Here is a 22,115-nt window from a genome sequence, read left to right as displayed (position 1 = left end):
TATAACTTCAAATATAGACTACACGCACATTCACAATAGTAAAAAAATCACCACAGGAGCATACATACTCTGTTGCTTGGCTGTGGTGATTCTTGGCAATTATATTATATCAGTCATAAACCGATATTATTTAGCCTGTTCCAACTGAAGAGTCTTAGTTGGCTGGTCGCAAACTTCTGTAGGACCGAAATACTGAATAGGACCCGGATAAACGTATGCAGTTTCCTTAGCCCAAGTTTCACGCTGTGCAGCGAATGCCTTGAAAGGAGCACCGTCAAGTTTAACAAGAGCCTTCTGTATAACAGGTTTCATTTCGCCGTGACGACGTTCCATGTTCATCATCATAGTGATAGGCACACCACCTGCAATCCATTCAGCAGCAGGAGCAGTAGTGTTGCGTACTGATGACATATAACCAGTCTTACCGCTTGCAATAAGCAATGAAGCTGTATAACCAAGTGAGTAGCAGTAGTCTGCATCGAAGTTAGATGGAGCAGCGCAACGTCCTTCGTAACCGAAGAAGTGGTGCTGTGCAGAGAACTTACCTACGAACTTGCCTTCAGCCTTCCATGCAGCAAGTTTCTTACCAACCATTTCAGAAAGAAGTTTTTCTGTTTCGATAAGTGATACCTGTACGTTTCCGTGTGGGTCGCGGTCGAGTGACAACTGACGTGCAACACCTTCTGGAAGAGAAGCATAGATAGCTGAGTTTTCAGCAGAAAGCTTGCTGATGATATATTCACGCTGCTTGTTAGGTTCAATTTTGTTGAATTCTTCACCGTTTGCAGCAAGGAAGTCATTCAATTCAGCGATAAGAGCCTTCATAGCAGGGATGAACTCGATAAGACCTTCAGGGATAAGAACTGTACCGAAGTTGTTTCCTTCAGCAGCACGGTTTGCAACAGCCTGAGCGATGTAAGTTACAACTTCGTCAAGTGACATATTCTTAGCTTCAACCTCTTCTGAAACGATACAGATGTTTGGCTGAGTCTGAAGAGCACATTCAAGAGCGATGTGAGAAGCAGAACGTCCCATCAACTTGATGAAGTGCCAGTATTTGCGAGCTGAGTTACAGTCGCGTTCGATATTACCGATAAGTTCTGAATAAGTCTTACATGCAGTATCGAAACCGAATGAAGTTTCAATCATTTCGTTCTTCAAGTCACCGTCGATAGTCTTAGGACAACCGATTACCTGTACGCCATAGTTCTTTGCAGCATAGTATTCAGCCAAAACGCAAGCGTTAGTGTTAGAGTCGTCACCACCGATGATAACCAAAGCCTTGATGCCAAGTTCTTTCAGGATTTCGTAACCTTTTTCGAACTGTTCTTCTTTTTCAAGTTTTGTACGACCTGAACCGATGATATCGAAACCACCAGTGTTGCGGTATTCGTCGATGATATCAGCAGTAAGTTCTTTATAGTTATGGTCTACCAAACCGCCAGGACCAAGGATAAATCCGTAAAGTTTGTTATTTGGATTAAGTTTCTTGATACCGTCGAAAAGACCAGAGATAACGTTGTGACCACCAGGAGCCTGTCCACCAGACAAGATAACACCTACATTCATTTCGGCTGTGTTCTGAGCCTTTCCTTCTACGAACTGAATCAAAGGCATTCCGTAAGTGTTAGGGAACAACTTCTGGATTGCTTCCTGGTCAGCTACAGACTGAGTAGCTTCACCTTCTTTTACAGCAACTGCACCTGTAAGGGCTTTTGGTAATTTTGGCTGATAAGCAGCTCTTGCAATTTGTAATGCACTTTTTGTCATAATTTCAAAATTTATTTATATAAGGTGTATGTTATTTATAGTCTTTCTTAATGCTATGATGCTTTTTGAAAAAACGCCTTGTCATTTTTTCCAGCGCAATACGCCCTAAAAACATACCGTGCAAATTTCGTCTTTTTTTCGGAAATACGAAAACCTCTGATAAAAAAAATACACAGCAGGAATAATATTTGGGCAAAAGGAATAAATATTCCAACAAAAACACTATCTTTACGACAAAATCATTATTTATTAATCAATTAAATTCATTGAATTATGGCTAGTAGAAGAAACTTGAAAAAGCATGTGAATTATATTTCTGAAGTTACTATAGGTATGTGTTTCATTGAAGGCATGAATGCCGATGCAGGAAGACGTGAAGTGATTGCTGAATTAGTGGAAAAGGCTATGAACCTGCGTGCAGACATAATCAGCCGCATCAGCCATACAGAACCGGGAAATGTGAAAGGCTTCTACAAAAAGCTTAAATCAGACTTTAACACACAGATTGAAGAAATATTCAACAAACTGAACGAAAAATAATCCACAACAGCAGGAAATGAAGAAAGCACTTTTCAGTTTTATATATTTCAAGCTGTTAGGATGGAAGGCCGAAGTCAATGTTCCGGACTATGACAAATGTATAATATGTGCTGCCCCCCATACCACAAACTGGGATTTGATAATAGGCAAACTGTTTATAGGCGCGATAGGACGCGAATCCGGATTCTTCATGAAAAAAGAATGGTTCTTTTTTCCGCTGGGATATATTTTCAGATGGATGGGCGGAATACCAGTAAATAGAGACAAACGTACATCGTTGGTGGAACAGACTGTGAAACTTATAAAAGAAAGCAAGAAATTCCATCTGGCAATTACTCCGGAAGGAACAAGGTCGGCCAATTCGAACTGGAAAAAAGGTTTTTATTTCATAGCAAGCGGGGCAGAAATACCAATCGTACTGATAGGTATAGACTATGAAAGAAAATGCATTTATGCCAATAAGGCTATAATGCCAACAGGCGACATAGAGAAAGATATGCGCGAAATAAAACTTTATTTCAAGGATTTCAAGGGAAAGCATCCTGAGAAATTTGATATAGGAGATATATAATAAGAAGATAACGGAAAGCCTACAGAGATGTAGGCTTTTTTTATGAAATATTTTTCAACACAACAATATATTTCATATATTTGTACTTAAGAACAACATAAACAATAAAACCATGTTTACAATTCAAGCAAACCAGTCAGGCACAAGAAGCCTGAACATTACGGAAGAAAATCTGAAGACAATAGAAAAATATTCGCTGTTCCAGCAACTTATAGACAGTAACGGTATAGTGGACGAGAGTGTTCTGGAAAAACTGAAACTGAACGTGCGTTCGCTCATAGCCTCGACAGAAGATGACTGCAAAGACTTGCTGGACCTGTGTCTGAACGTAATTTATCATGACAACATGAAGGCTTTCGGACTGCATCAACTAATTATGCTTTACATAAACTGGGAGAGAGAAAAAGGAAATATTGAAGATATAGAGGAATAAATATTGAAGGCATATAATCTAACAGACTGGTTGCCAACAACCAAGAAGGAAGTGGAACTGAGAGGATGGGATGAACTTGACGTTATCCTGTTCAGTGGTGATGCATACGTGGACCATCCATCATTCGGAGCTGCCGTAATAGGACGAATGCTTGAAGCACAAGGACTTAAAGTGGCCATCATTCCTCAACCAAACTGGAGGGACGACCTCAGGGACTTCAAGAAGCTGGGAAAGCCAAGACTGTTCTTCGGTATATCGGCAGGATGCATGGACAGCATGGTGAACAAGTACACTGCCAACAAACGTCTACGCAGCGAGGATGCTTATACTCCGGACGGACGCCACGATATGCGACCTGAATATCCTACGATAGTTTATTCGCAAATTCTAAAAAAACTGTATCCTGACGTACCGGTAATCATAGGTGGAATAGAGGCATCGCTAAGAAGGCTTACACATTATGATTACTGGCAGGACAAGGTGAGACAATCCATACTGGTGGATTCGGGTGCCGACCTGCTTATCTATGGTATGGGAGAAAAACCTATCACGAATCTGTGCAAGCATCTGAAAGAGAACAACTGCATACCTACGGATATTCTGCAGACGGCATACGTGTGCAACAAAGAGGAGTTTGAGGCTCAGGAAAACGACTTAAAGCTTTTCTCGCACGAGGAATGTTTAAAGGACAAGAAAAAACAGGCGGAAAATTTCAAGCACATAGAAGAGGAATCGAACAAATATGCCGCACAGAGAATAATACAGGAAACAGGAAAGAAGGTGGTAGTGGTAAATCCGCCCTACCCTCCTATGACGCAGGGAGAGCTGGATATGTCGTTCGACTTGCCATACACGCGTCTGCCACATCCCAAATACAAGAACAAACGCATTCCGGCGTATGAGATGATAAAATTCTCGGTCAACCTGCACAGAGGATGTTTCGGGGGATGTGCTTTCTGTACTATTTCTGCCCATCAGGGTAAATTCATAGTGAGCAGAAGCAAGGAGAGTATCCTGAAGGAGGTGAAAGCCATTACAGAAATGCCTGACTTCAAGGGATATCTGAGCGACCTTGGAGGTCCTTCTGCCAATATGTATGCCATGAAGGGAAGGAACGAGGCTATGTGCAGGAAATGTAAACGCCCGTCGTGTATACACCCACAGGTATGTCCAAATCTGAATACCGACCACAGGCCATTGCTGGATATTTATCATGCAGTGGATGCCTTGCCGGGCATAAAGAAAAGTTTCATAGGAAGCGGTGTGAGATACGACCTGCTTCTGCACGAAAGCAAAGATCAGGAGGTGAACAGAAGCACTCGCGAATATACACGCGAACTGATAATGAAACACGTAAGCGGCCGACTTAAGGTTGCTCCTGAACATACCAGCGACAAGGTGCTGTACATAATGAGAAAACCTCCTTTCGAGCAGTTCGAACGTTTCAAGAAGATATTCGACCGTATAAATGCTGAGTGTAATCTGCGACAACAGATTATTCCTTACTTCATAAGCAGCCATCCGGGATGTACTGCAGAGGATATGGCAGAACTGGCGGTTATAACAAAAAGACTGGACTTCCACCTGGAACAGGTTCAGGACTTTACGCCTACACCAATGACTGTGGCTACCGAGGCATGGTATACGGGATTTCATCCATATACACTGGAACCGATATTCTCGGCAAAAAGCCAGAAGGAGAAACTGGCTCAACGAATGTTCTTCTTCTGGTACAAACCTGAAGAGAGGAAAGCTATCATAAACGAGCTGAGAAGAATGGGCAGAAATGACCTTATAGACAAGCTATACCAAAAGAAATTGAGTAAATCCTAAGCACCAGCCAGGGATTTACTCAACAATTATTCTATAACTCTATCTGCATTCCATCGTAAGTCTGATACATATTTTCGGGTAAAGAGCTTTCAACATCTGCATGCAGTCCTATATGATGGCTGGCATGAATGAAATATGTACTGCGTGCAGAAATATGCTGCGCACGCTGGATTGCTTCGGGGAGACTCTGGTGAGTCCAATGCGGTTCCAAACGCAAGGCATTCATTACCAGACAGTCTAGATTATCAAGATATACATTGCTTTCATCGGGGATTTCCGTCATATCAGTAATCCATGCCATATTACCTATCCTGAACGACAAAATAGGCATCTTCCCGTGAAACACCCTGAAAGGAATAACCTCTACAGAATTTCCATACATACCTGCTACAGAGAATGGTTTGCCAGGCTCAATTCTTTGTAATGGTATTTTTGGCACTCCGGGATACGGATGTTCTACAAAACAGTATGGAATGCGTTGCTGAAGACGCTCGGCTGTATAATCTTCGGCATATACAGGAACATCCTTAAACTGACAAAAAGGACGAAGGTCGTCGAGTCCTCCTACATGATCGTAATGTTCATGAGTTATCAGGACAGCATCTATAGGGGCAAAATCAGCATAACGCAACATCTGTTCACGAAAATCAGGACCGCAATCTATCAGTATCCTTACACCATCCACTTCAATAAGTCCGGAACACCTGAGACGGCGGTCGCGAGGATCATTACTGGTGCAAACCGGACATGTACAACCTATCTGTGGCACTCCGGTAGATGTTCCGCTTCCCAATATCGTTATCTTCATATCGTTGTATTTATAATCAGTATATGTAGTTTACTTCAGGATGTATCTCTACTCCAAACTTATCTTTTACAGACTTGATAACCTCACCGGCAAGATTTACAATTTCCTGCCCGTCGGCTCCTCCCAGGTTTACCAGTACCAACGCCTGCTTATGGTAAACACCTGCACGTCCTATGCTACGCCCTTTCCATCCGCAACGGTCAATCATCCATCCTGCAGGTATCTTTACGGCATCATCGCCTACCTGATAATTGGGGATGTCAGGATATGCCGATTGTAACTCCTTAAACTTTTCCACCGTCACGACAGGGTTCATAAAGAAACTTCCGGCATTGCCAAGTTCGGATGGTTCCGGCAACTTGGAACGACGTACGTCGATAATTACACTACGTACGTTATCCAATGTGGGCGGCAAGGAACGTTTTTCAAGTTCGGAACTTATGTTTCCATAAGAAAGATGAAAACAGGGTTTCCTGGACAGACGGTAAGTGACATGTGTCACAATATATTTTCCCTTGTACTCGCCCTTGAATTTACTATAGCGATAGGAATATGTACATTCACGGTTTGTGAATATGCGTTCGGACAAATCGGCAACATCAACGGTATGCACACTTAATATTATATCCTTTGCCTCTACACCGTAAGCACCGATATTCTGGACCGCAGATGCACCTACCTCGCCTGGAATGATAGACAGATTCTCTGCACCGTACCATCCGCAAGACACCGTATATGCAACAAAATCATCCCATATCTCGCCTGCTCCGGCCTTGACATCGACATACTCGTCGGTCTGCGAAACAATTTCAAATCCTTTTATGGCTGAATGGAGAATTGTTCCTTTATAATCGGAAAGAAAAAGCAGATTACTACCGCCACCTATATGCAAGAAAGGTTGTTCAACCGATTTCAGCAATGTCTTAAGTTCGCTTACGGATGTGTATTCTATAAAACGGGAAGCCTTGACGTCCATCCCAAAAGTGTTATATCGAAGTATAGAGAAATCTGTATATTCCTTCATCAGTATATAAATATTAATATTAAATCAATCGCCCAGGTCTTCAAATTTAACAAGTTTCCATTTTCCGTGAATACGATGGAAATACATAGTATTGCTAAATCCGTTGCCAAGTCCCTTGAACTCTACAATCTTGGTATTGGAACGTTCCGTGTCACCTTGTCCGTAACGTATATTGGAGAGCCTGTCCAACGGCATAGGAGGACGGAATGCAAACCACTGACCCGGTTCGAGCGTGGTTTCAAGAACTGAGAATTCATCTTCGGGATCGACTGTAGAAAACAGCAGAGGTTTTGCCAGACGTTCGGCCTGAAAAACTGTGTCGGAAGCAAAACGTGTGTAAAAATCATAGAAATTCTCGCCGAAGGATGATGAACGGGACATCTTTTCCTTATTCACAGCTTCGAGAAACCATTGATTGTTTTTCAACTCGAAATAATACCTCTTGATATGAAAATCCGAAAGGTACATCCAGTCTATCTGAACACTCTGCGAAGAGGATGCATTCTCCAACTCCAGTTCTTCTTCCTTATCGAATATCACAGTGTAGAGCTGGTCGGAATCAAACATTGGGTCAAACTCCCACTGTTCGGATGTAAGTCTGGCCACAGTGGTATCATTATAGAACGATACAGGAAAAATGATTCGCGAATGCTGAAAATCCTTATCGGAGGTGAAATAATAAAGAAAATCTATAAAACTGGCATCGGCTGTAACCGGCACAATCTCATCAACCACAATCAATGTGTCGTCCATCGCCTCGTCCGAAGCAATGACACTGTCTGTTTCAACCAGCTCCTGCCCTTCTACATCCGAAAGGGAATCAGATTTCTTATGCTGTAATGTACACGATACTACCAGAAACAGCAAGACATGTCCCAATAGAATATTTTTCATCTAACAATACCTAATATTAAAAACGCAACAAAATTACCTATTTTTTCGATTTGCTAACTAATATAAGTCAAGTTTTCTTTTTTATTCCGCGAAAAAGGAAATATTTCAGTTTAAATACTTAACTTTGCGCCAATATAAAAAATTTAAAACAGTAATATATGTTAGCAAAAATAGAAGAGTTACTTAAGGAAATAGAAGATCTGAAAGCTTCGAATGCAGAAGAACTGGAAGCTCTGAGAATAAAATACCTTAGTAAAAAGGGTGCTATAAATGCACTTATGGCCGACTTCAGAAATGTGGCTGCCGAACAGAAAAAGGAAGTGGGAATGAAACTGAACGAGCTGAAGAACCGTACACAGGAACGTATAGCAGCTCTGAAAGAGGCTTTCGAAATGCAGGACAACGGTGCTGCCGAACTTGACCTTACACGTACCGCTTATCCTATAGACCTGGGTACACGCCATCCGCTGAGCATTGTAAAGAATGAAATAATAGACATTTTCAGCCGTATGGGATTTACCATTGCCGATGGTCCTGAAGTGGAAGATGACTGGCACGTATTCTCTTCTATGAACTTTGCTGAAGACCATCCGGCACGCGACATGCAGGACACTTTCTTTATAGAAAGCCATCCGGACATTATCCTGAGAACCCATACTTCGTCTGTACAAAGCCGAGTAATGGAAGTTTCGCAACCTCCTATCCGAGTAATCTGCCCGGGACGTGTATACAGAAACGAAGCTATCAGCTATAGAGCACACTGCTTCTTCCATCAGGTAGAAGGACTGTACGTTGACAAGAACGTTTCATTTACCGATCTGAAACAGGTTCTGCTCCAGTTTGCACAGGAAATGTTTGGCGAAGGTACAAAGATTCGTCTTCGTCCGTCATACTTCCCATTTACAGAGCCTAGCGCAGAAATGGATATCAGCTGTGATATCTGTGGAGGCGAAGGATGTCCGTTCTGTAAATACACCGGTTGGGTGGAAATCCTTGGTTGCGGTATGGTGGACCCTGCTGTGCTTGAAGCTAACGGAATAGACAGCAAGGTGTATTCAGGATACGCATTCGGTATGGGTGTGGAACGTATTGCAAACCTTAAGTACAAGGTTAAAGACTTGCGTATGTTCTCTGAAAACGATACAAGATTCCTGACTGAATTCGAAGCTGCCAACTGATAACTGGCTAAGAAAAAAACATAATTTATATCAAGGCACGGAGATCATCAAACGGTGAGTCCGTGCCTTTGGACTATAAAATCGGCAAATTACGTATAGATATGAGTAAAGACAGACTTATCACACCAAGTTATTGCTGCATACTGGCAGCAAACTTCCTGCTATATTTCGGCTTCTGGCTACTGATCCCTGTATTGCCTTTCTATCTGGAGGAGATATTTGGGGTATCGAATACCACAATAGGTATCGTGTTGTCATGCTACACTATCGCAGCGCTGTGTATAAGACCTTTCTCGGGATATTTTCTTGACACATTCGCCAGAAAACCTCTATACCTGGTGGCCTATTTTATTTTCACATCTATATTTGCCGGATATATGCTGGCAGGAACCCTCACCCTGTTCATCATACTGAGAGTTGTTCACGGTTTCTCATTCGGAATGGTGACCGTAGGCGGCAATACACTGGTGATTGACATAATGCCTTCGTCAAGAAGAGGTGAAGGACTGGGATATTACGGACTGACTAACAATCTGGCCATGTCAGTGGGACCGATGTTCGGACTGTTTCTGCACAATGCGGGGGCTACTTATACTACTATCTTCACATATGCATTATGTTCCGGCGTACTGGGTATCATAATGGCATCGTGTGTAAAAACAGAGTACCGCCCTCCGGTGAAACGCGAACCTATTTCACTGGACAGGTTTATTTTAATAAAAGGATTACCCGGTGGACTGAGCCTACTGCTGCTTTCCATCCCTTACGGAATGACCACAAACTATGTGGCTATGTATGCAAAACAAATAGGTATAACGGCAGAGACCGGATTGTTCTTTACATTCATGGCTGTGGGAATGGCTATAAGCAGACTTTTCAGCGGAAGACTGGTTGATAAAGGAAAAATTACTGAGGTTATAACGGCAGGAATGTATCTTGTGTCGTTCTGTTATTTCGGACTTACGGCATGCGGATGGATAATAGAATGGAACTACATGATAACTACGGTATTCTTCTTCCTGATATCGCTGCTTCTGGGAGTGGGATTCGGAACCATGTTTCCTGCTTACAACACTCTGTTCGTAAATCTTGCTCCAAACAGCCAACGAGGAACCGCTACAAGCACTTACCTGACATCATGGGATGTAGGTATAGGTATAGGAATGCTGAGCGGAGGAAGTATAGCCGAAATTGCATCATTCAGATATGCATATCTGTTTGGAGCCATATTGACCGTGATATCAATGTTCTACTTCAAATTCAAGGCAGGCCCTCACTTTATAAGAAACAAGGTGAGATAGAAATTTTATTCCTTATACGTAAAAACGTATATATGTGAGAACTTGCCGTTTACTTCGGTAATCTGGGAAGAAATAATGAAAGGACGGAAAAGTTCGATATTCTCGCAGATAAATCCTGGAACATAGGATGAATAAAGTTTTATATTTTCAGCCACTTTATCCATATCGGCAACCATAATATATGAAGCCTCTCTTGACAGATTTGAAACACACTGGTCAAAAATACTGTTTCTAGGTTCCGAAAGGACTTTTGAGACACATGAGTCTACTTTTTCACGACCAGATACGACCAGGATACTGTCTTCCGAGATGGCAGGAATATTCTCCAGTCTGTAACTCATTCCCTGTGAACAGCTGTCCGGTTCGTACATTGAACCGCTAAGATAAAGAACATCGCTATTGAGATGAAGTTCGAACTCACTCCATATGTGAGAATGGTTTTCAGACAATAACGGCAATGACGCCGTACGACCGTAAAAAGTCAAATAATTGGCTGATTTTTTCTCCTGGTATTTCTTAAATACATCATCATTGGACAATGATGTGCCATCCTTGATCGCATCAATTACACGCTCTATAAGTTTTTTGTGATAACTTACTACTATATATCCTTCGCCTGAGAGCACAGACAGGAAATTTGCCGTCTTGCCCAAAGGAAAAATCTCTATTTTTCTTCCTCTATAATCTTCTGTCTTGGGATATATATCAGGACCGTATTTCTGCCTGAGAATGTCCAACACAAAACCTGTTCCTGTATTTGAGACCTTAAAATATGCCACTACATCTTTGGGTGAGGCCGAGTTATGAAAACTTATCATGATACGTCTTATCTGATTTGACAGACCATGAGTATTGACCGAAGTATATTTTGTGATGTCTGTAAGAATATTGTTTATCAACTCTGAATGATGCAATGTGTCTAAATCGACTGCATATGAAGTGCGGGGGAACTCACTGGTATAATATCCTATATTGTCTGTATCGAGGACACCGTTACAGTCGTCCGGTATCAGGGCAAACATATTTACATCCTTGCCTTTCTCTGCATCCGTAAGACTAACAAAACTGTAGAATGCCACTCCTAAGCAGAATAACAATACAGATAATCCAACCCCTATTTTAACAACATTACGAAACTTCATATAACTCTTTTTGGCAAAGATAGAAAAAAGTTTCTAAAAAAAGTACAAATTATACAAAAGTTTATGCATAAAAAAAGTCCTGCATAATGCAGGACTCAGAAAAATTCAATCGGATGGGGTGACTAGTGGGACTCGAACCCACGACATTCAGAACCACAATCTGACGCTCTAACCGACTGAACTATAGTCACCATATAGCTCATGAACAGGAAAGGGTGACTAGTGGGACTCGAACCCACGACATTCAGAACCACAATCTGACGCTCTAACCGACTGAACTATAGTCACCATATGTCGGCTTTCCTTTCAAAAGCGATGCAAAGGTACGCATTATTTCCGATTTTGCAAACTTTTCGTCTGTTTTTTTTCATTTTTGTCTGGTTTCATAATATCTTTTCCACTGTCCAATATTTTCCCCGCATCTATAAGAAAGTTCTCCATTTTCTGTTTTTCCCTGTTATTCAGACACTTTCGGTCTATAGAGGATGGATAAAGAATGAAATCCGACTTTTCATTTAATACAGGCCTTGAAGTCCACACCAATAACTTTTCATAAGATACGAGTCGGGTAATACCGTTTACTTTCTTAAACAATAATTTTAGAGACAGGCCTCCATCAGTATGGAGGACACTCATATTAGATATATAGTTACCCAACGAAAAAGCTACAAGATTCTTTTGTGGTGTGACACTATCGCCCATCAGAGCTACAGGCTGGATGACATGCGGATGGGAACCTATGACATGATTGACTCCCAAGGCAATCAACCATTTGGCCAAATCCACTTCTTCAGGAGAGGGCATCGTTTTATATTCCTGCCCCCAATGCATAAAAGCAATTATTATGTCCGGTTTCATCAAACGGGCCTTCAAAATATCAGCTTTCAGCTGGTCTCTGTCAATAAAATTAACTGTTCCGGGTTCTTTGACCGGTATCCCGTTTGTTCCATAAGTGGCATTCAGGAAAGCTATTCTGAAACCTTTCTTCTCTATCAACAACGGATAATTATGTATTCTGTCTTCTTTATCAATGTAGGTACCGGCACGTTTAATCCTGAGTGAGTCTACCATTTTTATTGTTCTCCTCAGCCCCGTCACTCCCCTATCCATGCAATGGTTATTAGCTGTCATCAGAACATCGAAGCCGGCATCGCGAATGGCATAAAGATATTCATCTGGAGCACTAAAAGCAGGATATCCCCTATAGGGGGTGCCACCTAAAGTAACTTCCAGATTACCGACGGCAATATCGGCAGAACGTATATAGGACCTGACATGAGCAAAACTATTGCTGTAGTCATAACTACCGTCCATCCGTTTTGCGGCTTTGATCTGGGCATCATGCTGCATCAGATCGCCGGCAAAAAAAATTGAAATAGAATCCGGGGATACTGCAAAAACAGATGTTGCCGACAGAAATAACACTGCCGGCAACAATCGTGATATATACTTATTTATTATAGACATATTTAAAGAAGAAGCTAAGAGGTATATATCGTTAATGTGACGTTTTTATTATTAATTATATATGTGTGGTGCAATCAAACTAAATCTGATTATTTATATATGGCTTTCTTTCCGGCCAGAAGAGTGTTTTTCATAAGAGACACTATAGTCATAGGACCAACTCCCCCCGGCACCGGAGTTATATAAGAACATTTCTGTGATACCTCGTCGAATTTAACATCCCCAGTAAGCTTGAAGCCTGACTTTCTGGTGGCATCCGGCACCCTTGTAGTACCAACGTCAATAACGACCGCACCTTCCTTTACCATACCGGCAGTTACAAACTCCGGCTGTCCAAGAGCCGCTATTATTATATCAGCCTCACGACATTCTTCAACAAGATTGGTACTTCGGCTATGACAAACAGTGACAGTGGCATCACCCGGATATGCTTTCTGCATCATCAACGAAGCCATTGGCTTACCAACAATGTTGCTTCTGCCAAGGACGACGCACTTTTTACCTCTGGTCTCGATATTGTACCTCTTGAGGAGTTCCAAAATTCCATTAGGAGTGGCAGAAACGTAACAAGGCAACCCGATAGACATTCGGCCCACATTTATAGGATGGAAGCCGTCGACATCTTTTCTATAATCAATTGTCTCTATAACCTTCTGTTCTGAAATGTGCTTTGGCAATGGCAATTGTACGATGAACCCGTCTACATCATCGTCGGCATTCAATTCGCGGACCTTTGCAAGAAGTTCCTCTTCGGTAACATCCGATTCGAACCTTATCAACGTTGACTTAAACCCACAAACCTCGCAAGCCTTAACTTTGTTTGCCACATAAGTTTCACTTCCGCCATCATGACCAACAAGAATTGCCGCCAAATGTGGACGCTTGCCACCAGAAGCAACAATCTGAGCCACTTCCTGCGCAATTTCCTGCTTTACCTGTTCAGATATAGCCTTACCATCTATCAATATCATAAGCTCTGATTTAAAAAATTACTATGACTTAATTATATTATCACCTTTTTCGAGTAATATTACAAAGATATAAAAAAAAGTCATTATATCAGATGAAATAGTATATTTTACAGTTTTTGCCCGTTAAAAAATAAAATCTTAAACATACAACGACATTAATGGACAAAAAAATATTAACTTTGCACGGATTTGTTTACATTATGGATAGAATGAATATTTTTCACAAACTGATTTTATTTTTGTCTATATTATTTCTTTGCATTTATGTAAATGCAGAGACCAGCAACGACAGATTTGTGGTTGTTATAGACCCCGGACATGGAGGGAATGACCCGGGAGCCGTAGGCAGAAAAGGAAAAGAGAAAAACATCAACCTGAATGTAGCAACAAAATTAGGGAAACTAATAGAAAGGAATTGCAATGATACTAAAATAGTATACACCAGAAAATCTGATGTATTCGTTCCACTACATAAAAGAGCGGATATAGCAAATAGTGCAAAAGCAAATCTTTTCATTTCCATTCACACCAATGCTGTAGCCAGAAAAAACTCTCATGTAAGAGGTACAGAAACTTACACTTTGGGACTACATAGAACAGAAGAAAATCTGGAAGTGGCAAAGAAAGAAAACTCTGTAATATTAATAGAGGATGACTACAAACAGAGATATGCCGGATTTAATCCTAATTCTTCTGAGAGCTACATTATTTTTGAGTTCATGCAAGATAAGAACATGGAACAGAGTGTTAATTTCGCAACACTTATCCAAAAGCAATTCAAGGATTGCAACAGAGTGGATAAAGGGGTACATCAAGCGGGATTTCTTGTTCTAAGGGAAACTTCCATGCCGAGTGTCCTTGTAGAACTTGGATACATATCGAATCCATCAGAAGAAACTTATCTGTTATCGGATAAAGGTACGTCCGAACTGGCAAAAGCTATTTTTAACGCTTTCCTGAGCTACAAGAATAATATCACGCAAACCAAAACGACCGGTATCAAAAAGGAAACAACCAAGGAGACTAAAGCTGAGGCAACCAAACCGGACAGCAATTCTAAACCTGTATTCAAGATACAGATACTGGCTTCCGACAAAGTCATTCCGGCAAACAGTTCCCAGTTCAAAGGTTTGAAGAATGTAAGCTATTACAAAGAAAACGGTATGATAAAATACACATATGCCGAAGATGAAGATTATAACAGAATATTACAAATAAAAAGAAAAACAGTTGACCCTAAATTTAAAGATGCATTTATAATTGCATTTAAAAATGGAATAAAAATAAATACCAATCAGGCGATAAAAGAATTTAAGAATAACAAATAATACAGAAAAAGAATTATGAGAAAAGAATTTAAAATAGGAATAGCTGCAATAGCTGCATTTGCAATACTTTTCGTGGGTATAAACTACCTTAAGGGAATAAACATGTTCAAATCTGAGAGCTATTATTATGTAGACTATACACAAGTGAATGGTCTGGCTCTGTCAAGTCCGGTATATGCCAACGGTTATAAAGTGGGACTGGTGAGAGATATTCAGTATAATCTGAACAACCCGGGACATATTGTCGTTGAAATAGAAATGGACAAGAACATAAAAATACCTGCAGGAAGCAAAGCTGAGCTTGTAACAGAAATGCTGGGAACAGTAAAAATGAACTTAATAATGAATTATGGTGAAACCGAAACTGTAGCACCGGGAGATACAATAGAAGGATATGCCAACAATGGTATCATGGCAAAAGCAGAGGAAGTGCTCTTACCACAAATGGAAAAAATGATGCCTAAACTTGACTCTATCCTTTCTTCACTAAACAGAATATTGGCAGATCCTGCTTTAGGAAACACTATCAAAAATGCAGAAAAAATCACTGCTTCCCTAAGCCAGACAAGCAGTAACCTGGAAAAACTGATGAGCAACGATATACCTACCCTGGCAAGTAATGTGACTACTATTTCGGAAGACCTGAAAGTGATAAGCGGAAATCTGAAAGGTATAGACTATGCCGGAACATTCAACAAGATAGACCAAACTCTGAAGAATGTATATGCATTAACAAACAAACTGAACAATAAGGATAATACTGTTGGGCTATTATTCAATGACACTGAACTATACGACAACCTGAAAGCAACTTCTGCCAATGCCGCTTCATTGCTTCAAGACCTTCAGGAACACCCAAAAAGATATGTTCATTTCTCTCTCTTCGGAAGAAAGGAGAAATAATCCTTATATAGAAAACTTCTAAATAACAACAATTCTAAATAGTGCGTCAATGACGCGCATTTTAAACTGACTTTCAGACAGTTATATTTATACATAAGAAATATTACACATATATTAAAAACAAATAATAATCTAATTTTCAAGATATTACAAAGCTATAACAAAATTATATGAGTTAGTACGGCTCACGCACACAAAAACCTAATAATCAGTCAGTTATAGTATTTTTTAGAAAAACAAGAAAAATAGTTATTTGTTTTTTTAGATTTTCATTACGAAATTTGCAACGTAGATAATTCGCTTAATAAATTTAGATTGTAGAAATAAATTAAAATATGATTGAAGGGAATCAAGCTATTACGTTATGGAACAAGTGCCTTATGTTCATAAGGGACAATGTCAACGCAACAGCTTTTAAAACATGGTTTGAGCCTATTGTTCCTCTGAAATATGAGAACAAAGCATTGACTATAGGGGTACCAAGTCCTTTCTTCTATGAATATCTGGAAGAAAAGTACGTTGGGTTACTTCGTGCCGCCATATATAAAGAAATTGGAGAAGGTACGGAGTTGATGTATTCTATACTGACAGACAAGACAAACCAGATAACAGTAAATATAGAAGGGAAAAAAAGATCTCAGGCTGTACAACAGGGGAATATACAAAATGCAAATAAGACTCCTAACCCTTTACAGGCACAAGTTGTACAAGATTTAGATCCACACCTAAACCCTAATTACAACTTTGACAATTTCATTAAAGGAACCAGTAATGAGTTCTCAAGAACTGTAGCAGAAACTGTGGCACAAAACCCTGCAAGAACCTTCAATCCACTGTTCATATACGGTCCGTCGGGAGTAGGAAAGACTCACCTAGTAAACGCAATCGGTACACGCATTAAAGAACTATATCCGGAAAAGAGAGTTTTGTATGTATCCGCACATTTGTTTCAGGTACAATACACGGACTCTGTAAGGACAAACCACTTCAATGACTTCATTACATTCTATCAGACAATAGATGTGCTTATCATTGATGATATACAGGAATTTGCCGGTGTTACAAAGACACAAAATACATTCTTCCATATTTTCAACCATTTACACCAAAACGGCAAACAACTTATATTAACTTCCGACCGTGCTCCTGTTATGTTGCAAGGAATGGAAGACCGTCTGCTCACACGTTTCAAATGGGGACTTGTGGCTGAACTAGAAAAGCCGGACACTGAATTACGTAAAAACATTTTACGCAACAAGATACGTCAAGACGGTTTGACAATATCAGAATCCGTTATAAGCTATATTGCTGAAAATGTAAATGAAAGTGTACGTGAACTTGAAGGTATAGTAAATTCATTACTTGCACAATCAATCCTGTTTAAACGCGACATTGACATTGAACTTACACAAAGAATAGTAAGAAAAGCTGTAAAATGTGCTGAAGTTAAACCGGTAACAGTTGAAGACATCATAGAGAAAGTTTGTGAATACTACAAAGTTGATACTTCGACAATTCACACAAAGACAAGAAAAAGAGAAGTAGTTCAAGTGAGACAAGTTGCAATGTATCTTGCAAAAAAACATACAGATACATCATCGTCAAAAATTGGACAAATGATTGGAAAGAAAGACCATGCAACAGTTTTACACGCGTGTAAAATAGTAAAAGACCAGGTAGACGTAGACAAAGCGTTTAAAGCCGAAATAGATGAAATAGAAACTACTTTAAGAGTAAGATAAAAAAATAAGCCGCAATATTGCGGCTTATTTTTTTATTCGAAAAAGCCCTGACGTTTCAGAACCTTAATCAAACCGGACGACATAAATTCATTGTCTGATTTTTTGTACCTTATATCTGTAAATATCTGTGCAAGTGTTTCTTTATTATTTATAGATATAAAATTAAGATTTTCAGGAAGAGACTCCTTATATGAATATATGCTATCAATGTTTTCTGGTGAATATTGGTGATAAACTTCCTCATGAACAATTCCCTTCAAAGGTAGTCTATCCGGTTGTGCAGGACTCTCATCAGGATATCCGACAGTTATCGTTGCCACAGGAACGACCAATTCCGGGAGTTCCAGCAAATCTATAATTGGTTCGGGATTATAGATTGTTGTCCCCAAATAGCAAGTACCCAAACCTGCATCTTCTGCCAATGTACAGAAATTTTGAGTAAATAACAATGTATCTGAAAGAGCATTTATAAACGACAGAAAATTATCATACCCTGGTTCTGCCTTTCTCTGCCTGCACCACAGACTGAAACGATTAAAATCTGCGCAGAATGTCAATACTACCGGAGCATTAGTCACCATAGGTTGGTTAAAATGCATTGGAGCCAATTTTGACTTCATTTCTTCACTACGGGTTATCACAACACTATAAAGCTGCATATTACCCATAGTAGCAGCTCTAGAAGCCTCTTCGATGAGAGCATTCAACAAATCAGCAGGAATATCCTGTGATTTATATTTACGTATTGTCCTTCTGTTTTTTATAGATTCCATAAGTTTAAAATCATTTTTTACAAAGATAACACAAATATATATATTATTCCATTTAAAAAACCATTATTATAAAAAAGATTTCATTGTTTTTCAAAACAGAAAACTTTACCATTGCACAAAATATATATTCTACTAATAATCAGTGGTTTACAAATCAAAAGTGGAAAACTTTCATTTTCTGTTGATAACTTTATATGATTTTTCTTTGCTTATAAGAAAAACATTGATAGCTTTGCATAACTCAATCGTATTTCGAAAAATCTACATAGTAATATTAGTCAAGAGACATAAAAAAGATAATTATATTCATACAGATAATATCGTGGAAAAAAAAACTTACAGCTACAATGAGGCATACGAAGCTTCATTAGAGTATTTCAATGGAGATGAACTGGCTGCACGCGTTTGGGTAAACAAGTATGCAGTAAAAGATTCATTTGGGAACATCTATGAAAAATCCCCCAATGACATGCATTGGCGTCTGGCCAATGAAGTAGCAAGAATTGAAGCAAACTATCCTAACGGTATGACTTCGCAGGAATTGTTTGACTTGTTTGATCATTTCAAATACATAGTTCCTCAAGGAAGCCCTATGACCGGTATAGGAAATGAATATCAGGTTGCTTCATTATCCAACTGTTTCGTAATCGGACTTGACGGACAGGCTGATTCGTATGGTGCTATTATCCGTATCGATGAAGAACAGGTGCAATTAATGAAACGTAGGGGTGGTGTAGGTCATGACCTTTCGCACATTCGTCCAAAAGGTTCTCCTGTAAAAAACTCTGCACTTACATCTACCGGCCTTGTTCCTTTCATGGAACGTTATTCAAACTCAACAAGAGAGGTTGCCCAGGATGGACGTAGAGGTGCTCTTATGCTGAGTGTGTCTATCAAACATCCGGATTCGGAATCATTCATTGATGCCAAGATGACAGAAGGCAAGGTTACAGGAGCAAATGTTTCGGTAAAACTTGACGATGAATTCATGCAGGCTGCAGTTGACAACAAGCCTTATATACAGAAATTCCCGATAGACTCAGAAAAGCCACAGTTCGTCAAAGAAATAAATGCTAACGAACTTTGGAGAAAAATTGTACACAACGCTTGGAAATCAGCAGAACCGGGAGTTCTGTTTTGGGATACAATTTTGAGGGAATCCGTACCAGACTGCTATGCAGACCTTGGATTCAGAACTGTATCTACAAACCCTTGCGGTGAAATTCCATTGTGTCCGTACGATTCATGCCGATTGCTGGCTATAAATCTATATTCATATGTGGTAAATCCATTTACCAAGGATGCATATTTTGACTTTGACTTGTTCAAAACACATGTAAGATATGCTCAAAGAATAATGGACGATATCATTGATCTGGAACTTGAAAAGATAGGTCTTATCCTTGAAAAGATTGATTCTGACCCTGAAAACGATGAAGTGAAGAATACAGAACGTCACCTTTGGGAAAAGATTTACAGAAAGTCAGGGCTTGGAAGACGTACCGGAGTAGGAATTACAGCCGAAGGGGATATGTTAGCTGCTATGGGATTAAGGTATGGAACTGAAGAGGCTACTGAATTCTCTGAAAAAGTACACAAAACAGTTGCTATTGAGGCATATCGTTCATCAGTTATTATGGCTAAAGAACGCGGCGCTTTCGAAATCTACGACAGCGAAAGAGAAAAGAATAATCCTTTCGTAAACCGTATAAAAGAAGCCGATCCTGCTCTTTACGAAGAAATGGTAAAATACGGACGTAGAAACATTGCCTGCCTTACAATCGCTCCTACAGGAACAACAAGTCTTATGACTCAGACTACATCAGGTATAGAGCCTGTATTCATGCCTGTATATAAGAGACGCCGTAAAGTCAACCCTAACGACGAGAACGTAAGAATTGATTTCGTAGACGAAACAGGCGATGCTTTTGAAGAATATATAGTTTTCCATCACAAGTTCCTTACCTGGATGAAAATCAACGGTCTGGACACTACAAAGAACTATACTCAAGAAGAAATAGACGAGTTGGTAGCAAAATCGCCTTACTATAAAGCTACATCCAATGATGTTGACTGGCTTATGAAGGTCAAGATGCAGGGACGTATCCAGAAATGGGTTGACCATTCAATCAGTGTAACTATCAACCTGCCAAATACGGTAGACGAAGAACTGGTCAACAATCTTTACGTAGAAGCATGGCGTTCTGGATGTAAGGGATGTACAGTTTACCGCGACGGCTCGCGTGCAGGAGTTCTCGTATCAACTCAGAAAACCGACAAGGAAGAAAAACGTAAAGAAAAAGAAGAAGAATGCAGATGCAAACGTCCTGAAGTGGTAGAAGTAAGACCTAAAGTGCTTGAAGCTGACGTTGTACGTTTCCAGAACAACAAAGAAAAATGGGTGGCATTCGTAGGATTGCTTGACGGACATCCATACGAAATATTCACAGGTCTTCAAGATGATGAAGAAGGTATAGTACTCCCGAAATCAGTAACTTGCGGAAAGATTATAAAGAATATTGATGAAAACGGAAATAAACGCTACGACTTCCAGTTCGAAAACAAACGCGGCTACAAGATGACTGTAGAAGGACTGTCTGAACGTTTCAACAAAGAATACTGGAACTATGCAAAACTTATTTCAGGAGTCTTGCGCTGGAGAATGCCTATCGACCAGGTTATCAAACTTGTAGGTTCACTTCAGCTTGACAGCGAAAATATCAACACATGGAAGAACGGTGTAGAACGTGCTCTGAAGAAATATGTACAGGACGGAACAGAGGCTAAGGGAATGAAGTGCCCTAATTGCGGAAACGAAACTTTGGTTTATCAGGAAGGATGTCTGATATGTACTACCTGCGGTTCTTCAAGATGCGGATAAAAACTTAAAAACATAAATGACAAATTCAGGCGAAGAATAGACGCGTAAAAACGGAGTTCTTCGCCTTTTCCTTTAAATAAACTACAATCATATATGAAAGCTAAATCAATGAACATCATCCTTAATGAGATGAAATTCTATTCCTATCATGGGGTTATGCCACAAGAAAATACTGTTGGAGCCGAATACAAGGTCAGTCTGAACATAGAGACAGATTTCAACGAAGCAGCTATGACAGACAATCTTGACGGTACTATAAACTACGCAGAAATACACGAAGCTGTCAAAAAGGAGATGTCAGTTCCATCAAAACTATTGGAACACCTCGCCTACAGAATTTCAAAACGTCTGTTTGATGATTTTACTGCCATAAAAAGTATAGAAATAACCATTTTCAAGGAAAATCCCCCAATGGGAGCCGACTGCAAAGAAGTAGGGATAAAAGTGAAATATTTTCAATAAAAAACATCAAAACGTTTGCATTATAAAAAATAATGCATACATTTGTCGCAGAAACAATAAATAATATAACATATATGAGAATTTCATTGGTAAA

The 22,115-nt window shown here is 39.8% G+C and carries 19 protein-coding genes and 2 tRNA genes; 11 read left to right on the top strand and 10 right to left on the bottom strand.

Features of this window, described 5'->3' with window-relative positions; genetic code table 11:
* Positions 1 to 126: 126 nt before the first annotated feature.
* Positions 127 to 1,770 (bottom strand): diphosphate--fructose-6-phosphate 1-phosphotransferase, encoded by a 1,644-nt coding sequence (locus tag I6E11_RS02695; RefSeq protein ID WP_235336275.1) that lies wholly within the window; start codon positions 1,768 to 1,770, stop codon positions 127 to 129.
* 273 nt (positions 1,771 to 2,043) lie between these two features.
* On the opposite strand from I6E11_RS02695, the gene I6E11_RS02690 reads away from it, so the two are divergent.
* The 4 genes from I6E11_RS02690 to I6E11_RS02675 all read left to right on the top strand — a co-directional run bounded on the left by I6E11_RS02690 (position 2,044) and on the right by I6E11_RS02675 (position 5,147).
* Positions 2,044 to 2,310: a hypothetical protein gene (locus I6E11_RS02690; protein WP_235336274.1), complete on the top strand. Its 267-nt coding sequence runs from the start codon at positions 2,044 to 2,046 to the stop codon at positions 2,308 to 2,310.
* A gap of 16 nt (positions 2,311 to 2,326) precedes the next feature.
* The gene (locus tag I6E11_RS02685) at positions 2,327 to 2,881 is read left to right on the top strand and encodes a 1-acyl-sn-glycerol-3-phosphate acyltransferase (RefSeq protein ID WP_235336273.1); all 555 of its coding nucleotides are present in this window, start codon (positions 2,327 to 2,329) and stop codon (positions 2,879 to 2,881) included.
* Between the two features lie 112 nt (positions 2,882 to 2,993).
* Positions 2,994 to 3,314 (top strand): DUF8442 family protein, encoded by a 321-nt coding sequence (locus I6E11_RS02680; RefSeq protein WP_235336272.1) that lies wholly within the window; start codon positions 2,994 to 2,996, stop codon positions 3,312 to 3,314.
* Positions 3,315 to 3,317: 3 nt separating this feature from the next.
* The gene (locus tag I6E11_RS02675; protein WP_235336271.1) at positions 3,318 to 5,147 is read left to right on the top strand and encodes a YgiQ family radical SAM protein; all 1,830 of its coding nucleotides are present in this window, start codon (positions 3,318 to 3,320) and stop codon (positions 5,145 to 5,147) included.
* A 31-nt stretch (positions 5,148 to 5,178) separates the two neighbouring features.
* Here I6E11_RS02675 and I6E11_RS02670 read toward each other — a convergent pair whose 3' ends face one another.
* Genes I6E11_RS02670 through I6E11_RS02660 form a run of 3 tightly spaced genes read right to left on the bottom strand, consistent with a single transcriptional unit; the run spans position 5,179 to position 7,873 of the window.
* Positions 5,179 to 5,955, bottom strand: a complete 777-nt coding sequence (locus I6E11_RS02670) for an MBL fold metallo-hydrolase (protein WP_235336270.1) — start codon at positions 5,953 to 5,955, stop codon at positions 5,179 to 5,181.
* Positions 5,956 to 5,971: 16 nt separating this feature from the next.
* Positions 5,972 to 6,979, bottom strand: coding sequence for a UDP-N-acetylmuramate dehydrogenase (gene murB / locus I6E11_RS02665; RefSeq protein ID WP_235336269.1), 1,008 nt, complete (start codon positions 6,977 to 6,979; stop codon positions 5,972 to 5,974).
* A 24-nt stretch (positions 6,980 to 7,003) separates the two neighbouring features.
* On the bottom strand, positions 7,004 to 7,873 hold the full coding sequence (locus I6E11_RS02660; protein WP_235336268.1) for a DUF4348 domain-containing protein: 870 nt from the start codon (positions 7,871 to 7,873) through the stop codon (positions 7,004 to 7,006).
* Between the two features lie 158 nt (positions 7,874 to 8,031).
* On the opposite strand from I6E11_RS02660, the gene pheS reads away from it, so the two are divergent.
* The gene (pheS, locus tag I6E11_RS02655; RefSeq protein WP_235336267.1) at positions 8,032 to 9,051 is read left to right on the top strand and encodes a phenylalanine--tRNA ligase subunit alpha; all 1,020 of its coding nucleotides are present in this window, start codon (positions 8,032 to 8,034) and stop codon (positions 9,049 to 9,051) included.
* A 101-nt stretch (positions 9,052 to 9,152) separates the two neighbouring features.
* Entirely contained in the window at positions 9,153 to 10,352 is a 1,200-nt protein-coding gene (locus tag I6E11_RS02650) for an MFS transporter (RefSeq protein WP_235336266.1), read from the top strand.
* A 5-nt stretch (positions 10,353 to 10,357) separates the two neighbouring features.
* On the opposite strand, the gene I6E11_RS02645 is transcribed toward I6E11_RS02650, so the two are convergent.
* From I6E11_RS02645 to folD, 5 genes are all read right to left on the bottom strand, one after another.
* Positions 10,358 to 11,494, bottom strand: coding sequence for a DUF3352 domain-containing protein (locus I6E11_RS02645; protein ID WP_235336265.1), 1,137 nt, complete (start codon positions 11,492 to 11,494; stop codon positions 10,358 to 10,360).
* A gap of 114 nt (positions 11,495 to 11,608) precedes the next feature.
* A tRNA-His gene (locus I6E11_RS02640) sits at positions 11,609 to 11,685 on the bottom strand.
* Between the two features lie 23 nt (positions 11,686 to 11,708).
* Positions 11,709 to 11,782 (bottom strand) — tRNA-His (locus tag I6E11_RS02635).
* Between the two features lie 42 nt (positions 11,783 to 11,824).
* Positions 11,825 to 12,961: a CapA family protein gene (locus tag I6E11_RS02630; RefSeq protein WP_235336264.1), complete on the bottom strand. Its 1,137-nt coding sequence runs from the start codon at positions 12,959 to 12,961 to the stop codon at positions 11,825 to 11,827.
* Between the two features lie 89 nt (positions 12,962 to 13,050).
* The gene (gene folD / locus I6E11_RS02625; RefSeq protein ID WP_235336263.1) at positions 13,051 to 13,932 is read right to left on the bottom strand and encodes a bifunctional methylenetetrahydrofolate dehydrogenase/methenyltetrahydrofolate cyclohydrolase FolD; all 882 of its coding nucleotides are present in this window, start codon (positions 13,930 to 13,932) and stop codon (positions 13,051 to 13,053) included.
* 209 nt (positions 13,933 to 14,141) lie between these two features.
* Here folD and I6E11_RS02620 point away from each other — a divergent pair, with 209 nt between their 5' ends.
* The 3 genes from I6E11_RS02620 to dnaA all read left to right on the top strand — a co-directional run bounded on the left by I6E11_RS02620 (position 14,142) and on the right by dnaA (position 17,905).
* On the top strand, positions 14,142 to 15,260 hold the full coding sequence (locus I6E11_RS02620) for an N-acetylmuramoyl-L-alanine amidase family protein (RefSeq protein WP_394800089.1): 1,119 nt from the start codon (positions 14,142 to 14,144) through the stop codon (positions 15,258 to 15,260).
* 15 nt (positions 15,261 to 15,275) lie between these two features.
* Positions 15,276 to 16,163 (top strand): MlaD family protein, encoded by an 888-nt coding sequence (locus I6E11_RS02615; protein WP_235336260.1) that lies wholly within the window; start codon positions 15,276 to 15,278, stop codon positions 16,161 to 16,163.
* 335 nt (positions 16,164 to 16,498) lie between these two features.
* Positions 16,499 to 17,905, top strand: coding sequence for a chromosomal replication initiator protein DnaA (dnaA, locus tag I6E11_RS02610; protein WP_235336259.1), 1,407 nt, complete (start codon positions 16,499 to 16,501; stop codon positions 17,903 to 17,905).
* Positions 17,906 to 17,937: 32 nt separating this feature from the next.
* Here the strand turns inward: dnaA and I6E11_RS02605 are convergent, their stop codons facing one another.
* Positions 17,938 to 18,678: an NADPH-dependent oxidoreductase gene (locus I6E11_RS02605; protein WP_235336258.1), complete on the bottom strand. Its 741-nt coding sequence runs from the start codon at positions 18,676 to 18,678 to the stop codon at positions 17,938 to 17,940.
* Between the two features lie 322 nt (positions 18,679 to 19,000).
* Here I6E11_RS02605 and I6E11_RS02600 point away from each other — a divergent pair, with 322 nt between their 5' ends.
* On the top strand, positions 19,001 to 21,559 hold the full coding sequence (locus I6E11_RS02600; RefSeq protein ID WP_235336257.1) for an adenosylcobalamin-dependent ribonucleoside-diphosphate reductase: 2,559 nt from the start codon (positions 19,001 to 19,003) through the stop codon (positions 21,557 to 21,559).
* A gap of 93 nt (positions 21,560 to 21,652) precedes the next feature.
* Positions 21,653 to 22,021: a dihydroneopterin aldolase gene (gene folB, locus I6E11_RS02595; RefSeq protein ID WP_235336256.1), complete on the top strand. Its 369-nt coding sequence runs from the start codon at positions 21,653 to 21,655 to the stop codon at positions 22,019 to 22,021.
* Positions 22,022 to 22,115 lie beyond the last annotated feature (94 nt).

Origin of the sequence: Bacteroides caecigallinarum (assembly GCF_021531075.1) — a bacterium.
In the GTDB taxonomy this organism is placed as follows: Bacteria; Bacteroidota; Bacteroidia; order Bacteroidales; family Bacteroidaceae; genus Phocaeicola; species Phocaeicola caecigallinarum_B.
Note: the sequence above shows the minus strand (reverse complement) of the source record. Positions and strands in the feature narration are given on the sequence as shown.